An 18,679-nucleotide genomic window follows, 5' to 3' on the forward strand; every position below is an offset into this window, starting at 1 on the left:
AGGACGCCGCCCTCTCACGGCGGTAACACGGGTTCAAATCCCGTACGGGGTACAAAGTTACTCCCCAGTCAGTCGGCTGGGGAGTTTTTGTTTTTTAAGAATCAAGGCAACTATGACTAAGGCAACTATGACTAGGGGCGACTATGACCAGTGAACGTTTCGCGCGACTGAAGCTTCTCCTAGGGGAGGAGGGGCTGGAGACGCTGGCCGACTCTACCGTCATGGTCGTCGGGCTCGGAGGTGTGGGCTCCAGCTGCGCGGAAGCCCTCGCGCGAGGTGGCGTGGGGACTCTCATCTTGATTGACGGCGACGTCGTGGAGCCAAGTAATCTCAACCGCCAGGCGCTGGCGTTTGTCTCCACGATTGGCCGTGTAAAAGCCGAGGTCATGGAGGCAATGGTTGCCGATATTAACCCGGACTGTACGACCTACGCCCGTCAGATTTTCCTCACTCGCGAGAACCTGGCAGAGACCTTCGAACAGTTCCCGCGCCCCGACTACATCATCGACGCCATCGACGATGTCACCGGCAAAATCGAGATTGCGCAGTGGTGTGCGGAAAATCGTGTCCACCTCATTTCCGCCATGGGTGGTGGAAACAAGCTCGACCCATCCAGGTTGACCTTCTCCAAAATCAATAAGACAAAGGTCTGCCCGCTCGCGAAGATTGTTCGCCAGGTGTGTATTCGCCGCCGCATTCGTGGTCTTGAGGTGCTGTACTCATCCGAAGAACCTGTGCGCATCGCGGACAAGGGCAGCGGCACCAAGTCGGAAACGCTGGGTACCATGAGCTACATACCGCCAATCATGGGGCAGATGCTGGCTGGCAAAGTCATCCGCCGTCTGCTCGGGTTCGAGGAAACCCCGCTGGCCCCACGTATCGGCGGTCCGGCCGACGAAAACCAGCCACCGACGGAAAAGTAATGCGGCTCATCGATACCCACCTTCACTACGACTTCCTGCCACCGGCTTCGCGCGAGCGTTTCACGGCCAGCCTTGCACGGGAGGGTGTGGAGTTCATCGCGCAGACGGTCCGGCCCTCCGGCTTTGTCGAGTTAGAGCGCGAAAGCCTGCCCATGGCCGCCGTGGGCTATCACCCGTGGTACATCAATGACAATTACGAGCGTGAGCTAGAGATTTTCCGCGCCGCCCTCTCGCGCACCCGCTTTGTAGGCGAGATCGGCTTGGACTTCGCGCCCCGCAGGCTTGACGACGTTCCCGCTGAGACCCAAATCCATATCTTCACCAGCATCCTCGATGTTGTCCGAGCCTCGAACCAGTCACATATCCTGTCGATTCACACGGTTCGGAGTGCCGATGCGGTGCTTGACCTAATCGAACCACAATTGGACACCAGCTCCAGCGACGCACCAGGCGAGGCCTTCGTGCCCATCTTTCACCGCTTCGGTGGTTCCAGTGATGAGTTGACGAGGTTGATCCGCGCTGGTGGTTATATCTCCGTCAATCCGCTCATGCTGCGGACAAAGCGCTGTCGGGCCTATGTGGCGCAGGTGCCCGTCGATAGGCTTTTGCTGGAGACTGATTTGCCGCAGGAGCCTGGAAGTGGTGATACGGCGGAAGTAGCCGCTGCAGAGGTGGCCGCTGCGTTGCGGGAAACTGTCGCCGAGGTTGCGTTCTTGCGAAAAATGGATGAAGAGGAGCTTAAAGACGCTCTGGCAAACAATGCGGAAACACTAGGGATTTAATGCTTTGACCTGTGGATTTGTAGTTACTATCCACGTCTGGTGTATTGTTTAACAAGTCCGCAGCGCGCGGATGAAAGTTCTAAGCCCCGTTCGTCTAGCGGCCTAGGACGCCGCCCTCTCACGGCGGTAACACGGGTTCAAATCCCGTACGGGGTACAAAGATATACAAAGTACAAGCCTTCGCCCGTGATTGGGTGGAGGCTTTTGCTTTTTCGTGCTTGCCCCTACATTGCCTACCCCTCCACCGCAGCACTAATTTTCCGCAGTCCTAGTATCGAGAATATGAAACATTCAAAGCTCGTTTGTATTGGTCTCGGTCACGTCGGTTCGTATGTCTTGACATATGCCATGGAATCCGGGCTGTTCGCCGAGATCGCCACAATTGACACGGCACCAGGCGTTGCGCATGGCGAGGCACTGGATCAATCCCAGTCAACCGGTGTCCCTGGCACGGACTATGTCGATGTGCATGCTGGTGACTACAGCGATTGTGCTGACGCGGACATGATTATTGTCGCTGCGGGAGCATCGATTCTCCCGGACCCAAACGATCCGGATTCCCGTCCGGACCGTGCCGGATTGGCCAAGCTCAGTGGGGAGGTGGTTCGCGATGTCATGCCGGGAATCGTGAAGCATACGCGGGAGGCGATTGTCCTCTTCATTACGAATCCGCTCGATGCGGTGGTGCACCTGGCGCATACCGAGTTCGACTACCCCGCGGAAAAGCTCTTTGGTACCGGCACCATGCTGGACTCGGCTCGACTGCGCTGGGTGGTGGCCAAGCAACTCGGCATCGACCCGAAGTCAGTGACTGGCTACATGATGGGTGAGCATGGTCTTACGGCTGTACCGATTTTGTCCACGCTGAATGTTCAAGGTGTGGGGTGGACAGAACTGGAAAAATGGCATGGCTCACCGCTGCCGTCACCGCAGGAGATTCAGGATGCTGTGGTCGGGGCCGCTTACGATGTTCTCAATGCCAAAGGCTGGACGAATGCTGGCGTTGCGCGTTCGGCTCTAGAGATTGCCCGCGCGGTGATGCTGGATCAAAACAGCGTCCACCCGGTGTGTACACGCTTGGACGGCGAATACGGCTTGCCGGATGTCTCGCTGTCGATGCCTGCAGTAATTGGCCGAGGCGGAATCGTTCGGCGTATGCCGCCACAGCTCAATGACTGGGAGCTGGAACAGCTCCGCGCATCTGCTCAGTACATTATGAACACGGTCGAAAACATGTAGCTGGCCCGCGAGCCAGAGGCTCAGGGCAGAGGGGGCTACCTACTGATTGTCGTCGTCAAGCGGGCCGAGCTCAGCGACGAGCACTTCCTGCGCGACCTTCATTGCGGACAGTGCGGCCGGTGCGCCGCAGTAACCGGAGGCGTGGACGATGGCTTCAGTGATTTCGGTGCGGGTCAGGCCGTTGGCGAGAGCGCCCTTGATGTGGCCACGGAGTTCCTCGGTGGCACGCAGGGCCACGAGCATTCCAATGTTGAGCAGGGAACGGTCGCGCTTGGCCAGGCCCTCACGGCTCCAGACCGAGCCCCAGACGGTAGCGGTGATGTGCTTCTGCAGAGTCTCTCCGTCGGAGCCGGCGTTGCGGGCGAGCGCGGCATCGACGAATTCGTCGCCCATTACCTCGCGGCGGATTTGGATGCCGGCGTCATAGCGGTCGGAGGAAAAGAGATCATCATTGGGGTTGCTCATGCTTGCTAAGTATAGGACTAGCAATGCGGATAAATTCCGAAATGTCCCCGCTAGTTTCGCTGCCGCGACGCATGACGGCGCTGAGGTTGCGTGTGAAGCGGGTGTCGGTGGGGACAATGACGATGCGCCCGAGTGTTACCTGATCGCGGATTGCGCCACGGGCGATGATTGTTGGCGCTGCCAGTGCACTCATTCCGGCGCGCTGTGCTGACAGGGAACCGAATTCGCCGGCGGGTTCGGCGAGATTCCCCAGTGCATCTTCCACTACCTGCCGGCTTCCGGAGCCGGGCTCGCGAATAACAAGTGGGGTCGTGCGCAGTTCCTCGATGGATACTGCATTATGCACCGCAGCCCGCTCAGCCCACGGATGCTCTGTCGGTACGGCAAGGACCAGCTCATCAGTGCCGATGACCTGCTCCTGGAGTTCGTGCCGACCAGCTTCGCCCTCCACCAAGCCGAAGTCCACCGCACTGTCGGCGACCAATTGCCGCACCTCGCGAGAGTTCGCCTGCACCATCGACAGTTTGACTGCAGGATGCAGCCGGTGGAACTCGGCGGCCCAAACGGGGTAGTAGAGCTCAGCAACGGTGTTGGACACCGCGAGGGTGAGGTGGCGGGGAACATCGTCGGAACGCAAGCTGGCGGCAATGCCCGAAAATGTGTGACAGGCCGCGAGGAGGTCTGGGAGGGCGTCGATAAGCACGTGCCCGTTTTCCGTAGGGGTGACGCCGTAGGGAGAGCGTTCGAAGACGGTGATTCCCAGTTGTTTTTCCGCCCGCGCGATGCGTGCGGACATGGTCTGCTGGTTGATGCCGAGCTCACGCGCGGCCTTCGAGATTGAGCCTGCGCGGGCGGCGGCGAAAAGTGCTTCGAGCTCAGCTAGGGCAGCGGGGTACATACATCCATGGTACCCCTCACATGATGTGGTGATAGCTGTCAGCAGGGCACGAGCCAATACGGTGAGCACATGACCAATTCCTCGAGTCGTGATGTGCTGGCGCCCGCCGGGCCTGCGTGGGCGGGGTCGCTGATGGGCACTTCTATCTTCGCCACCCTTGCGCACACCCATGGCGTGCCGGTGATTCCGCAGCTACTTCTTGTTATTGCGGTCGGCATTCTCGGCTTTATGGTGGTGGGCTGGTTGCGCTATAAAAATCCGCCTTTCCGCTCGCAGCTTATGGCACCGTGGGGCATGCTGTCGATGGGCATTATGGCTCTCGGTAGCGCTGCGACTGCGCTATCTAGTAACTCATTGTGGCAGATGGTGTCCTGGTGGATCGGTGCGCCGCTGGCAATCTACGTCAGCCTTCGCCAACTGCGAGGATTCGAAGGCGAGCCGACTTTTCAGTGGGGTCTCGCGTTGGTCGCACCGATGGTGGCGGCGACAAGCGGTGCACAGTTGAGTGTCGACTACGGCACCTTCTATCACGTCTGCGGGCAAATATTCTTCTGGATGGCGCTAATCACCGTCCTGCCAATTTTCGTACGCTGCTACGTCGCGCTATTCCGCGGCACCATGCGCATTCCCGACTCCATCGCCGGTACCGCCTGGATTCCGCTCGGACTAGTCGGTCAGTCCACGGCCGCCGCGCAGCTGCTTTTCAATCGAACTTTCGCTGTCGTTTACGGCACCATCGTGCTCGTCGTAGGTATCTTCCTCGCCGCCATTGCTTTTCGACGATTCACTCGCGCCGTCATCCGTTGGGCTGGCTATAGCCCTGGTTGGTGGGGGTCGACCTTCCCCGCGGGAACGCTGAGCCTCGGCACGTATTTGCTTGGTGACACTCTCGGCGCGCAATGGCTATATACCGTCAGTGCCGGCCTGCTGTGTTTGCTGGCTGTGCATTGGTGTGTGTGCGTGGTTCGATTTGGTTGGTGGGCGCGGGGTTAATTAATCCAACTCCACTCGCACCCGACCATGGCGGTCCTGATCTTCTCGCGGTGCGATAGTCAGCGCGGCGGCGGGGAAGAGGGCCGTCACGCCAAATAACGCGGGGAAGCCCGCAGCGGCGACAATCGCACCCGAAACCGGAGGCGTTGCTGCGTAGATGATGTTCTGGAATGTGTTCTGCGTACCCATTGCGCGGCCTGACCAGAAGGGGCCTGCGTATTCGGCAACTGCGGTGAAGGCAAGACCATTCGGGCTGACCACCGCAACCGCCAGTGCGCAAACCAGGACAGTGCCGAGTGTGCGCCAATCGGCCCAGCTGGCAATCATCATCGCGATTGCCAGAATAAAGGTCGCGCCCGAGACCCAGCGGTAGGGGCGAATGCGGGACCGAACGCGGTCGGAAATAACACCCATCAATGCCCTGGAACCGGCGCCGAGTAGCTGCGCGACCATCACAATCGTGCCCGCGGTGCCATCGGCGTACCCCACAGACAGCAACCACACCAGAATGTAGGCGCCCAGCATCGACTGCGGCCAGGACAGCAGCGCCGAGGCGATATGGATGCGCACGAGGTACTTGCCGTCGCGGTAAGGGCTGGCCGTGACCGTGGGGTTCGAGGCATCAGGGCGTGGCGGATTCTTCACGCCCACCAGCACCAGCACCGCTAGCACGGCGCACAGAATCGCGGGCATCGCGAGTGCGACTCCGATGCTGTAGTTCTGTGCGAGAGGGTGCATGGTCACCGCGGACAACGCCGCGCCGAGGGGCTGAGCCATCTGGCGAATGCCCATCGCGGTACCGCGCTGGTGTGGTGGGTACCAGCCCGACACCACGCGGCCGGATGCCGAGTTCACGCTCGCCGCAGCACATCCGGCGAGAAAGAGTGCGGCCCCGAGCAGGGCCGGGCTTGACGACGAAGCCAGCGCCGCAAGCCCCGTCGTTAAGGCGGTAGAGGACAGGCCTAGGAACAGAGCTGCGCGTTCGCCGTAGCGGTCGACAAACCAGCCCCAGGCGATGAGTGTGAAGACAATACCGGCCGCCGGCATTGCCGCGACGAGACCGGCGGCAGAGAGGCTAAGTCCATTTTCCTGCAGGGACGGGATGAGAAAAGGCACACCCATGTGAACGACGGACGAACCGACCGCCGCGAACATGGACAGAAGTAGGACAAGATGACGGTAAGCGGGCATTACAGTCGGGAGCTCATCTCCTCAGCGGCGGCGAGAACCTTTGCGCCCCAGCATTCGTAGGGCGACGGAGTCATGCGCTCCACGGGCCCGGAGACCGACAGAACCGCAATCATGCGATGGTTGCTGTCGAACACCGGGGCAGAGACGGAGGCGAGTGCGGGGTCGCGCTCGCCCATGGATTCGGACCAGCCGAGACGTCGGCAGTCGTCGAGGTCCTGTTGGTTGAAGTCGGCGTCGGGAAGCATGCGCTCAGCGAGGTTGGCCGGACCAAAGGCCAGGAGAACACGTGCGGCGGAGCCTGCGGTTAGTGGCATGCGAGAGCCAACTGGCACGGTGTTGCGCAGCCCGGTGGCGGGCTCCATGGAGGCAATGCAGGTGCGGGTATCGCCAGTGAGACGGTAGAGCTGCACTGACTCGCCGGTTACCTCTACCAGCTTCGGCAGGATGTGCGCTGCGGCGTCGGCAAGCAGGTCAGTGGTGACAGGCGTGATCTCGGTGAGCCCGGGGCCCGTCGTCCAGCGGCCGTCCGGAGTGCGGGTGACAAGGCGGTGCACTTCCAGCGCCGTGGCCAGGCGGTGAGCGGTGGCACGGGGCAGGCTGGTGTCCTCGCAGAGCTCGGCGAGGGTACGTGGAGTTTGCGCAACAGACTTGAGAATGAGTACCGAACGATCGAGAACTTTAATGCCACTTAGAGCTGGCGTCTCTGATGTGCTAATCTGTCCCATGCCATGATATTAACATCTCATTCCTTGAGATAAAAGCGATATATCCGGAAGGCGGCTCACCCACTATGCGCACCACGGACACTAGCCCGAAGACTCTGGCCGAGAAAGTCTGGCGTGACCACGTAGTCAAGCAAGGCGAAAACGGCGAACCAGATCTGATTTACATCGATCTGCACCTCGTCCACGAGGTTACCTCTCCGCAGGCTTTTGATGGCCTCCGTCTGGCAGGGCGCAAGGTACGCCGTCCGGATCTGACCATCGCGACCGAGGACCACAACGTTCCGACCACCGTCGCCGGTGGCCAGATTGATTTGATTGAGGAACCGACCTCTCGTACCCAGATTGCCACACTGCGTAAAAATGCCGAGGAGTTCGGCATCCGCCTGCATCCGATGGGTGACCGCGAACAGGGCATTGTCCACGTCGTAGGCCCGCAGCTGGGCCTGACTCAGCCGGGTACCACCGTTGTCTGTGGTGATTCGCACACCGCTACTCACGGCGCTTTCGGTGCGATGGCCTTCGGTATCGGTACCTCCGAGGTGGAGCACGTTCTGGCTACCCAGACCCTGCCGCTGAAGCCTTTCAAGACCATGGCGGTCAATGTCACCGGCGAGCTGCAGGATGGTGTTACCGCCAAGGACCTGATTCTGGCGATTATCGCCAAGATTGGTACTGGCGGAGGCCAGGGCCACGTTATCGAGTACCGCGGTGAGGCCATCGAGAAGCTGTCGATGGAAGCCCGCATGACCATCTGCAACATGTCCATCGAGGCCGGTGCCCGCGCCGGCATGATTGCTCCGGACGAGACCACCTTCGAATTCCTGAAGGGCCGCCCGCACGCGCCGCAGGGCGAGCAGTGGGACGAGGCCGTCGAGTACTGGAAGTCCCTGGTTACTGACGAGGATGCAGAGTTCGACAAGGTCGTCGAAATCGACGGTTCCGCGCTGACCCCGTTTGTCACCTGGGGCACCAACCCGGGCCAGGGCGTACCGCTGGGCGAGACCGTGCCGGACCCTGAGTTCATCGCCGAGGACTCCGACCGCATCGCCGCCGAGCGGGCACTGGAATACATGGACCTGAAGCCGGGCACCCCGATGCGTGATGTCAAGGTCGACGTTGTCTTCGTCGGTTCCTGCACCAACGGCCGTATCGAGGACATGCGCGCCGTCGCCGACGTGCTGAAGGACCGCAAGGTTGCCGACGGCGTCCAGATGCTCATCGTGCCGGGCTCCGCAAAGGTCCGTGCGCAGGCTGAGGAAGAGGGACTGGGCAAGATCTTCGAAGAGGCAGGTGCGGAATGGCGTATGCCGGGCTGCTCCATGTGCCTGGGCATGAACCCGGATCAGCTGACTCCAGGCCAGCGTTGCGCTTCGACTTCGAACCGTAACTTCGAGGGCCGTCAGGGCAAGGGTGGTCGTACCCACCTGGTCAGCCCGGCTGTTGCCGCAGCTACCGCCGTCGCCGGTCACTTCGCAGCACCGGCTGATCTCTAATAGAACCAAGCAGAACTTCTAAGGACCTTTCACCATGGAAAAGTTTGATACTCACACCGGCGTCGGCGTTCCCCTGCAGCGATCCAACGTCGACACCGACCAGATCATCCCGGCCGTCTACCTAAAGCGCGTCACCCGCACCGGATTTGAGGATGGCCTGTTCAGTAACTGGCGCAACAACGAATCCGACTTCGTGCTCAACCGCCCGGAATACGCTAAGGGCTCCATACTCGTGGCAGGGCCGGACTTCGGTACCGGTTCTTCCCGCGAGCACGCCGTGTGGGCGCTGATGGACTACGGTTTCCGCGTCGTCATCTCCTCCCGCTTCGCCGACATCTTCCGCGGTAACGCCGGCAAGGCGGGGCTGCTCGCCGCACAGATGCAGCAGTCCGATGTCGAGCTGCTGTGGAAGCTGCTGGAGGCCAATCCGGGCATGGAGCTCACCGTCAACCTGGAGACCCGTACTGTCGAGGCCGGCGAGCAGGTCTTCCCGTTCGAGGTCGACGACTACACTCGCTGGCGCCTGATGGAAGGGCTTGACGACGTCTCCCTGACCCTGCGCAACGAAGAGGACATTGTGGCCTACGAGAAGAATCGTCCGGAGCACAAGCCTAAGACGCTCTAGGCGTTAGACTTGCCGCATGTATCTGGCAATCACCAAACACTCACGGACCGATCAGCCTTCACGTACTGAATCAGCACGCGATTTGGGATTTATCCTGCGAAAGCATCCCGATCGCGTGCATGAGGCCGAGTTAAAGTTCGGTGTTGCCCGAGTCTTTTTCCCCACGGCTACCGATGCCGAATGCACGGCAGCCCTTTGGGTTGATATTGACCGTGACGAGCTGCTGAAACTCAAGCAGTACCGCGCTGATACGTTTAATCTGACCGGCTACATTAATGATCGGCAGTGGGCCGCGTCGTCGCTTTTGACCGTGGCGCTGAAATCCGTTTTCTCCACGGCGATGGTCATGGAGAAGCCCTCGCCTTACGACGAAGCCCCAAGTGACCTCACCGCGACGGTCGCCGCGGTACCCGGCACCGAGGAAGAGATGCGCGCTCTGTTCGAGCCGCTGGGGTGGGACGTCTCCTGTGATTTTTCGAACAATATTGCCGGGCAGAAGTTCTCACCGACGGTATCGCTTTCAGGCAGGGCAACCGTCCGCGATTTGCTCAATCACCTGTATATTCTGCTTCCTGTCCTCGACGGTGGGAAACACTATTGGGTCGATGACCGGGAAATCGACAAGCTCGCCGCACGCGCGCAGGATTGGCTGTCGGAGCACCCGCAGCGGGAGAAAATCCTGGGGCGCTACCTTGCCAATCAAAAAGGCCTGGTCAACGAAGCCGTCGTCAAGCTTGCTGGGGAAGTTGGGGAAGCTGGGGCAATAGAACTGGCCAACGGCGACCAGACAGCCAAGCCACTTAATCGACAGCGTCAAGAGCGGGTGCTGCGTGAGGTATTTAGCCTGCGTCCGCGCAGCGTGGTGGACATCGGCTGTGGTTCCGGCGTGTTGCTGGGGCCGATGCTGGAAAACCCACGAATCGCGCAGATCGTTGGTACGGATGTCTCTGTAGGTGAGCTTCGTAAGGCGCACAAGGCGCTCAACCTAGATCGGATGCCGGAGCGCCAAGCCGCGCGGGTGGAGCTTTTCCAATCCTCGGTCACCTATGCCGACGAGCGCATTGCGAACATGGACGTGGCAATCCTGATGGAGGTCATCGAGCACATTGATGCCGACCGACTGCCCGCACTGGAGAACAGCGTCTTTGGAGCAGCGCGCCCGCAGTACGTCATCGTCACCACGCCGAACAGCGACTACAACGCGTGCTATCCAAACCTAGCGCCCGGACAGTTCCGCCACCTCGATCACCGCTTCGAGTTCAGTCGCGCGGAGTTTCGCCAGTGGGCGAAGGGCGTGGCTGAGAAGTTCGGTTATCTGGTGGACTTCGACGGTATTGGGGACGTGCACGAAACTTATGGCCAACCGACCCAAATGGCAGTCTTTTCCTACGACTTCACCGCAGCAGAGGAGAGCTAACTATGAGTACCATCTCGCTTCCTAACCTCAGCTTGGTCATGTTGGTCGGAGTCTCTGGCGCCGGAAAGTCGACGTTTGCGGCACGGCACTTCGGCCCATTTGAGGTCGTGTCCTCGGATACCTGTCGCGGCATTGTTTCCAACGACCCGAATAACCAGGCGGCCACGGCGCCTGCTTTTGAGCTGTTGGAGACAATCGTCGGCAAGCGCCTGGAAGCCGGCTTGCTCACCGTGGTCGATGCGACGAATGTGAAACCGCAGGACCGTGCTCGGTTGGTGAAGCTGGCGCGCAGCCACCATGCGCTGAGTGCTGCTATCGTTTTGAATCTTCCGCTGAAGGAGGTGAAGGAGCGGCACAAGCAGCGCACTGACCGCAACTTCGGAGTCGACGTGTTGGAGCGCCAGCACCGCGATCTGCGCCGAGGGCTCAAACACCTCAAGCGCGAGAAGATTCACAATGTTTTCATCTTGAATTCCGCGGCGGAAATCGACAACGTCACCATTGAACGTGTGCCGCTGAAGGTCGACCGCAGCGATCTCCACGGCCCCTTCGACATCATCGGCGATGTTCACGGCTGCTACGACGAGCTGACCGCACTGCTGGAAAAGCTCGGCTACGAGCTGTCGGCAGATGGCAGCAATGCTCATCACCCAGATGGCCGTACGGCCATTTTCGTTGGTGACCTTGTCGATCGCGGTCCCAACAGTCCAGCTGTCTTGAAGCTGGTCATGGGGATGGTTGCGGCCGGTCATGCCCTCTGTGTGCCCGGAAACCACGACTCTAAGTTGGTGCGCGCCCTCGACGGCCACAACGTCACCACAGGTCACGGGCTGGCCGAAACGCTCACTCAACTCGCCGACGAAAGTGAGGAGTTCCGGAAGGGTGTCCGCGACTTCATCGACCACCTGCCCGTGCACTTTGTGCTTGACGACGGCGCCCTGGTTGTAGCCCACGCGGGACTGCCTGAGCACCTCCATGGCCGGGCCTCCGGCAAGGTCCGCGAGTTCGCGCTCTACGGTGCTACTACTGGCAAGCTCGACGAAAATGGTCTGCCAGAACGTCTGGATTGGGCAGCGGACTACCGGGGTGCCGCCCGTGTTGTCTATGGCCACATGGAAGCGGACCGCCTGCGCTGGGGCAATAACACCATGTGCATCGACACCGGTTGTGTTTTCGGCGGCAAGCTCTCTGCGCTGCGCTATCCCGAGTTAGAGACCGTGCAGGTCGATGCAAAACAGACCTGGTGGGAGGCTCCAACCCGCAAGACCACTAACCGCCCGGAGTCCGAGCTGCGCATCACTGACGTGTTAGACGTCGATGGTATCCAGACTGGTCGGCATGGCCGCATTCGCATTGATAGTGACCGCGCAGCTGCAGCGCTGGAAACTATCAGCCGTTTCACGCTCGCACCGGAGAAAATTCCGTACCTGCCACCGACCATGTCACCGGCGCCGACCTCGCAGCGAGAGGGATTCCTGGAACACCCGGAGGAGGCATTCCGCTACTACGCAGCGCACACTGACCAGGTCATGTGCCAGGAAAAGCACATGGGTTCCCGAGCTGTGCTGTGCCTGATCCGGCCAGGGGCGAAGACTCGTTTCGGTGCTAACTCGTACGCCTACACCCGGACGGGGCGTGCCTTCTTCGATGACGCGTCCCCGGCACTTGATGCCATGACCAAGGCCGCAGAGCGCGCCGGGCTTTTCGACCAATTCGGCGACTGGGTGCTGCTCGACGGCGAAATGCTGCCCTGGAATCTCAAGGCCCAAGGGCTTATCGACGACATCTATGCACCCACCGCTGCCGCTGGTATCGGTGCTGCCAGACAGCTCGCGGCCGCTCTGCAAGCGGCAACCGACAGGGGAGTAGAGGTCGGCGGTCCAGCTCCAGAACAGACTCTGGACGAGCTCGAGAAGTTCCGTGCCGCCTACAACCGCTACGTCGACAGCGACAACAAGATTCAGTTCGCACCCTTCCAAGTGTTGGCAAGCGAGGATGCCACCTGGCACCACAAGCCCCACTCATGGCACCTGGACATTGCGAACCGGTTGGTAGCCGCGGATGGTGAAATATATCGGCAGACGCGCTGCTTTGTCCTCGACCCCAGCGACCCGGAACAGGTGGAGGCCGCATCGCAGTGGTGGTTGCAGCTGACAGAGGCCGGCGGGGAAGGGGCCGTCGTCAAGCCAATAGAAAACGCAGAGACGTCGCGTCAGGTGCAACCCGGCATGAAGGTGCGCGGACGGGAGTATCTGCGAATGATTTACGGGCACGACTACCTGCACCCGCAGCGTCAAGAGCGCCTGAAGCGGCGAAATTTGCAGCACAAGCAGTCATCGGCGCTGCGCGAATATGCCCTCGGCATCGAGTCGCTGGAGCGCCTAGCGGCGGGCGAGCCTCTGCATCGGATCCATGTCCCTGTCTTCGGCGTGTTGGCGCTGGAGTCAGAGCCGATGGATCCGAGGTTGTAGCTACTACTTCACCGGCAGCGCCGAGGCGTAGTAATCAGCGGTGGTCATCACACCGTCGTTGAAACCGAGTACCCACGCAGAGCCCTTCTTGCACAGGATTTCCTCATCGAAGGGCAGGGTGCCCTCAGCGGACCAGGCGGCCAACAGGTCGGGGATAGTGATGCCCTGAGAGCAGATCACGCTGACTCCGCCCTGCCCGACAATGTCCTGGAAGGCCTTCTTGGACTCCACTTGGTTGGCAATCCAGTGCTCGTCGCCAAGCCGTTCGTCAACTGTGACCTGCATGCCCAGCTCAGCGGCGAGCGGTGCGACGGTGTCCTGGCAGCGCACGGGCTCGGCGGAGTAGACGCGCTCGGGGCGGAAGCCCTCCAGGGCGGAGACGAGTAGTTCTGCTTGACGACGTCCCTTCTTATCCAGTGGCCTCAGTGCATCATTGCCGTTCCAGTTAGCGCGACGGTGTGCACGCCCATGACGAACCAGAATGAGACGGGTGTCCGGCTCATTGTTCATACGCTTGCGGGCTTTGACCAGCACATCGCGGTCGAGGTCGTAGGACAGCAGCTCCTCCGCTTCGTCCCAGGAGACCCAACGAAGCTCGTTGACCTCGGAGTTCTTCTCAAACTCGCCGTCGAGAACCTCTGCGGTCCAGTACCAGACCAGCTTCGTGCGTCCGGCGACAGGGTAGGAGACGTTGCCGACGAGCTTGCCTAGCCGGACTCGGTAGCCTGTTTCTTCCCAGATTTCGCGGACGGCGGTGGCAATGAGATTCTCGCCGGCATCCAGCTTGCCTTTCGGCAGTGACCAGTCGTCGTAGGAAGGGCGGTGAATCACGCAGATTTCGGGGTTGTGGGCATCGCCCCGCCACAAAACCGCGCCGGCGGCAAAGGTTGGCTTAGTGACATCGTGGCCTGGCTTCGTCGGAATCTGGCGCAGGCGGCCGGTCACGGAGGTATCGCCCTTAAGGTCCTTGTCCTCTTCGTGCATCATCGTGATTTCCCTTTCAATGCTTTATCGCCGACCCAGTTTAGTATCGCAGGGTGCGAACGTCTCGCTAGACTTGTGGGAAATCAAAGACTATTAAGAGACTATTTGAGGAAGGTCACGGCGATGGTGCAGGTTTCAGTGATGGGTGCGGGCTCGTGGGGCACGACGCTGGCCAAGGTTTTTGCTGATGCAGGCAATCCAGTGCGGCTGTGGTCGCGACGCGCGGAGCAGGCACAGCGTATTCAGATTAGCCGCGAAAACCCCGACTACCTGCCCGGTTTGGGGCTGCCTCGCAATATTGATGCCACCTCCGATGCAGAGGCCGCGCTGACAGGCGCGGATGTAGTTGTCTTGGGCGTGCCCTCGCAGACGCTGCGTGACAACCTCAAGGTCTGGAAGGACTTCATCGGTCCGGACACTATTCTGCTCAGCCTGGCCAAGGGCGTGGAACGCGAGACGCACCTGCGCATGAGTGAGGTCATTGCGGAGGTCACGGATCTTCCAGCAGAGCGCATTGCGGTGCTCTCCGGTCCGAACCTAGCTCGCGAAGTTGCAATGGAGCAGCCAGCGGCGACGGTTATTGCCTGCGCTGATGAGAACAACGCCAAGATGATTCAGGCGGCTGTCGCCACCAACTACTTCCGTCCGTACACCAACACCGACGTCATCGGCTGTGAAATCGGCGGTGCCTGCAAGAACGTCATTGCGCTGGCTTGCGGTATGGCCTCCGGTCAGGGTTTGGGCGAGAACACGCTGGCAACCATCATCACCCGTGGGCTGGCGGAAATCACACGTCTGGGGAACGCTGTCGGCGCGGAAGAGAAGACCTTCGCGGGACTCGCGGGCCTCGGCGACTTGGTAGCGACCTGCTCCTCGCCGCTGTCGCGTAACCGCACCTTCGGTGACCGCCTTGGTCGCGGTGACACGATGGAGCAGGCTCAGCACGCCACGCGCGGTCAGGTGGCTGAGGGCGTGATTTCTTCAATCTCTGTCCGTGACCTCGCTCGTCGCAATGGCGTGGAAATGCCAATTACCGAGGCCGTTTACGCTGTCTGCCATGAAGGCGCGAAGGTCGATGAGACAATTCGCAAGCTCATGGGGCGCAGCCGCAAGTCGGAGTAACCAATAGTGCGGGCTCGGGGCTAAACTTAGTCACCATGACTTCGTCGAATAGCTCGTCTGCAGATTGCATCTCCGTCGCCGTCATCTACGGTGGCGCAAGCCCTGAGCACAGCGTCTCTTGTGTTTCCGCAGGCGCAATTATGGATCACCTGGATGAAGACCGCTTCCGCGTGGTTCCCATTGGCATTACCAAGGATGGTGTCTGGACCGTCGGCACGCGTGAGACGGACACCCTGCGCACGCAGGGGCGCACGATGCCAGAGGTCGTCCCGGGTGAGGAAGTTGCGCTGAGCACGTCGCCGTCGCGGCGCGGTGAGTTCCGCTATGTCACCGGTGATCACGCCGGCGAAATCTTTGACACCATCGATGTTATCTTCCCGGTCCTCCACGGTCCGCACGGCGAGGATGGCACGATCCAGGGGCTCTTTGAGCTCTCCGGGGTTGCCTACGTCGGCCCGGGCGTACTGGCTTCCGCTGCGGGTATGGATAAGGAGCGCACGAAGAATCTGCTCCATGCCGCGGGGCTGCCCATCGGCAAGCAGGTCGTTTTGCACGTCGGCGAGTCGCTTTCCGACGAGGACAAGGAGACCCTGGGCCTGCCCGTATTTGTGAAACCTGCCCGTGGTGGATCGTCGATTGGCATTTCCCGCGTGGATGATTGGGCGAAGCTCGATGCGGCGGTGGACCTGGCTCGGGAGCATGACTGGAAGGTCATCGTGGAGGCCGGTGTAGACGGCGCCGAGGTTGAGATTGGTGTCCTGCAGCGCGCCGATGGCAGCTTGCAGGTATCTGTCCCGTCCCTGCTGCGCGGCACGGAGGACTCCGACGAGGGCTTCTACGGTTTTGAGACCAAGTACTTGGACGATGTCGTCTCTGCACAGATTCCGGCTGAGTTGCCGGAGGATGTGCTGAAGGCTCTGGAGACGGATGCGCGTCGGGCGTTCCGGGCGCTGGGCTCTGATGGCCTGACTCGCGTGGACTTCTTCGTCACGGATAATGGCCCAATTATCAATGAGGTCAACACCATGCCGGGCTTTACCCCGATTTCGATGTATCCGCAGATGTTTGCGGCCTCAGGCGTTGCCTACGAGGAGCTGCTCAGCGCCCTGATCGAGCGGGCGCTGGTAGCTCGTCGATAGAGGTCGGTGCTTAGTTCTTCTCGCCTAGTTTTCTTCGCTCGGCGAGATGTTCTCCAGGTTGTCAGCGATAACCGAGGAGAGCACCGGCATCAGTGAGCTGGTCTCCGACATCGGCATTTCGACGGCGACGAAGCGCTCACGGCCCATTGCGTACCAGGTAGCGGAAGTACCGGAAGATAGCGATGGTTCGTTGAACCAGACGATGTCACCGACCTGCGTCAGCTGCTGCGTGGTGGTGCTGTAGCCAGCAGGCTCGTCGACACCGCAGCGCAGAACCACCGGGTCAGCTGGGGTGCCGCCCCAAATGACCATGTCCTTCGGCATGTCAGCCGGCATTTCGTCGGCGCTGAGGCGGTGGCGGTTGCCGAGATCGCGGGGGAGTGCGGCCTCCAAGCCGCTGCAGCGCTGATCAGCTTCCGGAGCTGCCAGTTCCGCCAGCGGGACGCCGCCGCGCTCTGGTTTGTTCTTGTACTCAGAGTCCGGGCGCAGTGCCTCGGCGAGGTCACGCAGGGCATCCTCGGCCTCAGCATTTCCCTCGGCAGTGATGGCTACCACTGGTTCGCGGCCGACGGTGAACCAGGTCGATAGGGACTCGTCGGTGCTGTCGACAACGCGCAGCCACGAAATACCCTTGACCTCTTCGGTAGTAGCTAGCTCGTTGTACTGGCTGGGTACGTTTGCACCGCAGCGCAGCGTGATGCGGTCCTGTTCCAAGTTGCGGTACACGGCGGCACCTTCCGGAGCCGGGTCCGCTATCTCGGCGCGAACCAGACCGGCGGCGCTATCCGGCAGTCGGTCGAGCAGTTCCGCACACTCGGGCGAGTCGTTGGCGGGGAGCTCTGGGTTGGAAATCGCAACTGGCTTTGCCGCCTGATTATCCTGGTAAATCTTTGCGGCAAAAATGATACCGAGGATAGAGATAATGGCGATAGCGAGTGCGATGCCCGCGCGTCTCCGGCTACCCTTGGACTGAACTGTTTCTCCCGATGGGGGTGCGTCTACCATGGGCCTGATTCTACGTTGTCCTCTACCAAAGCCAACTGGCTGGGGGATAACTAACCAGTGTCTACTAACCAGCGACTGCTAACCATCGACTACTAGGAATGTGACTCGACACTGTGACTGAACTGACCATTGGCGATATTGGCGAGTTTGGGGTCATTGAGGCCATCCGTGCTATCGCTCCGTCGGCACGCAATGGCGACGATGCCGCCGTGTTGACGCAGACAACCCCCAATGCCCGCTTTGTCACCTCCACCGACATGCTGGTGGAAGGGCGTCATTTCCGTCTGGATTGGTCGACTCCGCAGCAGGTCGGGGCCAAGGCAGCAGTGCAGAATTTCGCCGATATCGAATCGATGGGTGCACGACCAACAGCCATGCTTTTTGCAATCTCGGCACCGTTGCACACTCCGGTCAGCGTGGTCACTGGTATCGCCGAGGGGTTGTGGCAGCAGGGCAAACAGTGCCCGGCGGAGCTCGTCGGTGGCGACATGGTCAGTGGGGACTCCCTGGTGATCTCAATTACCGCGATGGGCGAACTCGGCGGCTTGGGACGGCCGCTACTGCGCTCGGCGGCACGCGCGGGGGACACGGTGATTGCGTCGGGGCGCATTGGCTACTCCGCGGCGGGCCTTTCGCTTTTGCAGCACTGCGGGGGCCCGGAGAAGGTTCCAAGCGAGTTTTCGCAGCTGGTGGCAGCACACTGCACGCCAGAGTTTGAATACCGCCGGGGTGCCACGGCGCGGGCGACGGGGGTGCGTTCGCTGACGGACAATTCTGATGGTTTGGTGGTCGACCTTCGCGCTATTGCCAAGGCATCCGGCGTGACTTTGGATGTTGACGGCAGCGCTATCGCCCCCGATGAGCTGCAGGTTGCCGCTGGCGAGTACCTGGGCATCGACCCGTGGGAGTGGGTACTCACCGGCGGGGAGGACCACACACTCATCGGCTCAACGCCAGGAGAGCCTCCGACGGGGTTCCACGCGATTGGCACGGTGTCGAAGGAGAAGTTCGATTCGGTGCTTATCGACGGCAAACCTCCAGCCCGCGATGCCGGTTGGGTTTCCTTTTAAGAGTTTGAATTAACAGTTTGAAGAGGTCCTAAGAAAGAAAGGCTGCATGACATGGATTCATTGCCGGTCGAAGAAGGGTGGCAAAAGGCGCTGGAGCCAGTGACCGATGACATTCACCGGATGGGGCAGTTCCTGCG

At 60.7% G+C, this 18,679-nt stretch carries 17 protein-coding genes and 1 tRNA gene; 12 read left to right on the top strand and 6 right to left on the bottom strand.

Features of this window, described 5'->3' with window-relative positions; genetic code table 11:
* Positions 1–143 precede the first annotated feature (143 nt).
* The 4 genes from Q0U90_RS10330 (at position 144) to Q0U90_RS10345 (ending at position 2,944) form a co-directional block, all read left to right on the top strand.
* The gene (locus tag Q0U90_RS10330) at positions 144–923 is read left to right on the top strand and encodes a ThiF family adenylyltransferase (RefSeq protein WP_297454662.1); all 780 of its coding nucleotides are present in this window, start codon (positions 144–146) and stop codon (positions 921–923) included.
* Positions 923–1,705, top strand: a complete 783-nt coding sequence (locus Q0U90_RS10335; protein ID WP_297454665.1) for a TatD family hydrolase — start codon at positions 923–925, stop codon at positions 1,703–1,705. Before Q0U90_RS10330 ends, Q0U90_RS10335 begins: the two co-directional genes overlap by 1 nt.
* 83 nt (positions 1,706–1,788) lie before the next feature.
* Positions 1,789–1,861: transfer RNA gene (locus Q0U90_RS10340), tRNA-Glu, on the top strand.
* 126 nt (positions 1,862–1,987) lie between these two features.
* Positions 1,988–2,944, top strand: coding sequence for an L-lactate dehydrogenase (locus tag Q0U90_RS10345; protein WP_297454668.1), 957 nt, complete (start codon positions 1,988–1,990; stop codon positions 2,942–2,944).
* Between the two features lie 39 nt (positions 2,945–2,983).
* On the opposite strand, the gene Q0U90_RS10350 is transcribed toward Q0U90_RS10345, so the two are convergent.
* Together Q0U90_RS10350 and Q0U90_RS10355 are read right to left on the bottom strand one after the other, a co-directional pair.
* Positions 2,984–3,409, bottom strand: coding sequence for a carboxymuconolactone decarboxylase family protein (locus Q0U90_RS10350; RefSeq protein ID WP_297454671.1), 426 nt, complete (start codon positions 3,407–3,409; stop codon positions 2,984–2,986).
* A complete protein-coding gene (locus Q0U90_RS10355) occupies positions 3,393–4,307 on the bottom strand; it encodes a LysR family transcriptional regulator (RefSeq protein ID WP_297454674.1) in 915 nt (304 codons plus the stop codon). The genes Q0U90_RS10350 and Q0U90_RS10355 overlap by 17 nt, the downstream gene beginning before the upstream one ends.
* A 69-nt stretch (positions 4,308–4,376) precedes the next feature.
* Here Q0U90_RS10355 and Q0U90_RS10360 point away from each other — a divergent pair, with 69 nt between their 5' ends.
* On the top strand, positions 4,377–5,300 hold the full coding sequence (locus Q0U90_RS10360) for a TDT family transporter (protein WP_297454677.1): 924 nt from the start codon (positions 4,377–4,379) through the stop codon (positions 5,298–5,300).
* On the opposite strand, the gene Q0U90_RS10365 is transcribed toward Q0U90_RS10360, so the two are convergent.
* Positions 5,301–6,491: an MFS transporter gene (locus Q0U90_RS10365; RefSeq protein WP_297454680.1), complete on the bottom strand. Its 1,191-nt coding sequence runs from the start codon at positions 6,489–6,491 to the stop codon at positions 5,301–5,303. It lies immediately after the preceding gene.
* Positions 6,491–7,216, bottom strand: coding sequence for an IclR family transcriptional regulator (locus tag Q0U90_RS10370; protein WP_297454683.1), 726 nt, complete (start codon positions 7,214–7,216; stop codon positions 6,491–6,493). The genes Q0U90_RS10365 and Q0U90_RS10370 overlap by 1 nt, the downstream gene beginning before the upstream one ends.
* 65 nt (positions 7,217–7,281) lie before the next feature.
* Between Q0U90_RS10370 and leuC the strand changes: the two genes are divergently transcribed.
* The 4 genes from leuC to Q0U90_RS10390 are packed head-to-tail and all read left to right on the top strand — an operon-like array spanning position 7,282 to position 13,222.
* Entirely contained in the window at positions 7,282–8,709 is a 1,428-nt protein-coding gene (leuC, locus tag Q0U90_RS10375; RefSeq protein ID WP_297454686.1) for a 3-isopropylmalate dehydratase large subunit, read from the top strand.
* Positions 8,710–8,743: 34 nt separating this feature from the next.
* Entirely contained in the window at positions 8,744–9,334 is a 591-nt protein-coding gene (gene leuD / locus Q0U90_RS10380) for a 3-isopropylmalate dehydratase small subunit (RefSeq protein ID WP_297454689.1), read from the top strand.
* Between the two features lie 16 nt (positions 9,335–9,350).
* The gene (locus tag Q0U90_RS10385) at positions 9,351–10,751 is read left to right on the top strand and encodes a 3' terminal RNA ribose 2'-O-methyltransferase Hen1 (RefSeq protein WP_297454692.1); all 1,401 of its coding nucleotides are present in this window, start codon (positions 9,351–9,353) and stop codon (positions 10,749–10,751) included.
* Between the two features lie 2 nt (positions 10,752–10,753).
* Positions 10,754–13,222, top strand: coding sequence for a polynucleotide kinase-phosphatase (locus Q0U90_RS10390; RefSeq protein WP_297454695.1), 2,469 nt, complete (start codon positions 10,754–10,756; stop codon positions 13,220–13,222).
* 3 nt (positions 13,223–13,225) lie between these two features.
* Here the strand turns inward: Q0U90_RS10390 and Q0U90_RS10395 are convergent, their stop codons facing one another.
* Positions 13,226–14,206: an NUDIX hydrolase gene (locus tag Q0U90_RS10395; RefSeq protein WP_297454710.1), complete on the bottom strand. Its 981-nt coding sequence runs from the start codon at positions 14,204–14,206 to the stop codon at positions 13,226–13,228.
* Positions 14,207–14,329: 123 nt separating this feature from the next.
* Here Q0U90_RS10395 and Q0U90_RS10400 point away from each other — a divergent pair, with 123 nt between their 5' ends.
* Together Q0U90_RS10400 and Q0U90_RS10405 are read left to right on the top strand one after the other, a co-directional pair.
* Entirely contained in the window at positions 14,330–15,328 is a 999-nt protein-coding gene (locus tag Q0U90_RS10400) for an NAD(P)H-dependent glycerol-3-phosphate dehydrogenase (RefSeq protein ID WP_297454698.1), read from the top strand.
* Between the two features lie 35 nt (positions 15,329–15,363).
* Positions 15,364–16,467, top strand: coding sequence for a D-alanine--D-alanine ligase family protein (locus Q0U90_RS10405; protein ID WP_297454701.1), 1,104 nt, complete (start codon positions 15,364–15,366; stop codon positions 16,465–16,467).
* Between the two features lie 24 nt (positions 16,468–16,491).
* On the opposite strand, the gene Q0U90_RS10410 is transcribed toward Q0U90_RS10405, so the two are convergent.
* Entirely contained in the window at positions 16,492–17,472 is a 981-nt protein-coding gene (locus Q0U90_RS10410) for a DUF3515 domain-containing protein (protein ID WP_297454704.1), read from the bottom strand.
* A 113-nt stretch (positions 17,473–17,585) separates the two neighbouring features.
* On the opposite strand from Q0U90_RS10410, the gene Q0U90_RS10415 reads away from it, so the two are divergent.
* On the top strand, positions 17,586–18,542 hold the full coding sequence (locus tag Q0U90_RS10415) for a thiamine-phosphate kinase (protein ID WP_297454707.1): 957 nt from the start codon (positions 17,586–17,588) through the stop codon (positions 18,540–18,542).
* Positions 18,543–18,679 lie beyond the last annotated feature (137 nt).

This window comes from uncultured Corynebacterium sp., from assembly GCF_946998835.1.
Classification (GTDB): Bacteria; Actinomycetota; Actinomycetes; order Mycobacteriales; family Mycobacteriaceae; genus Corynebacterium.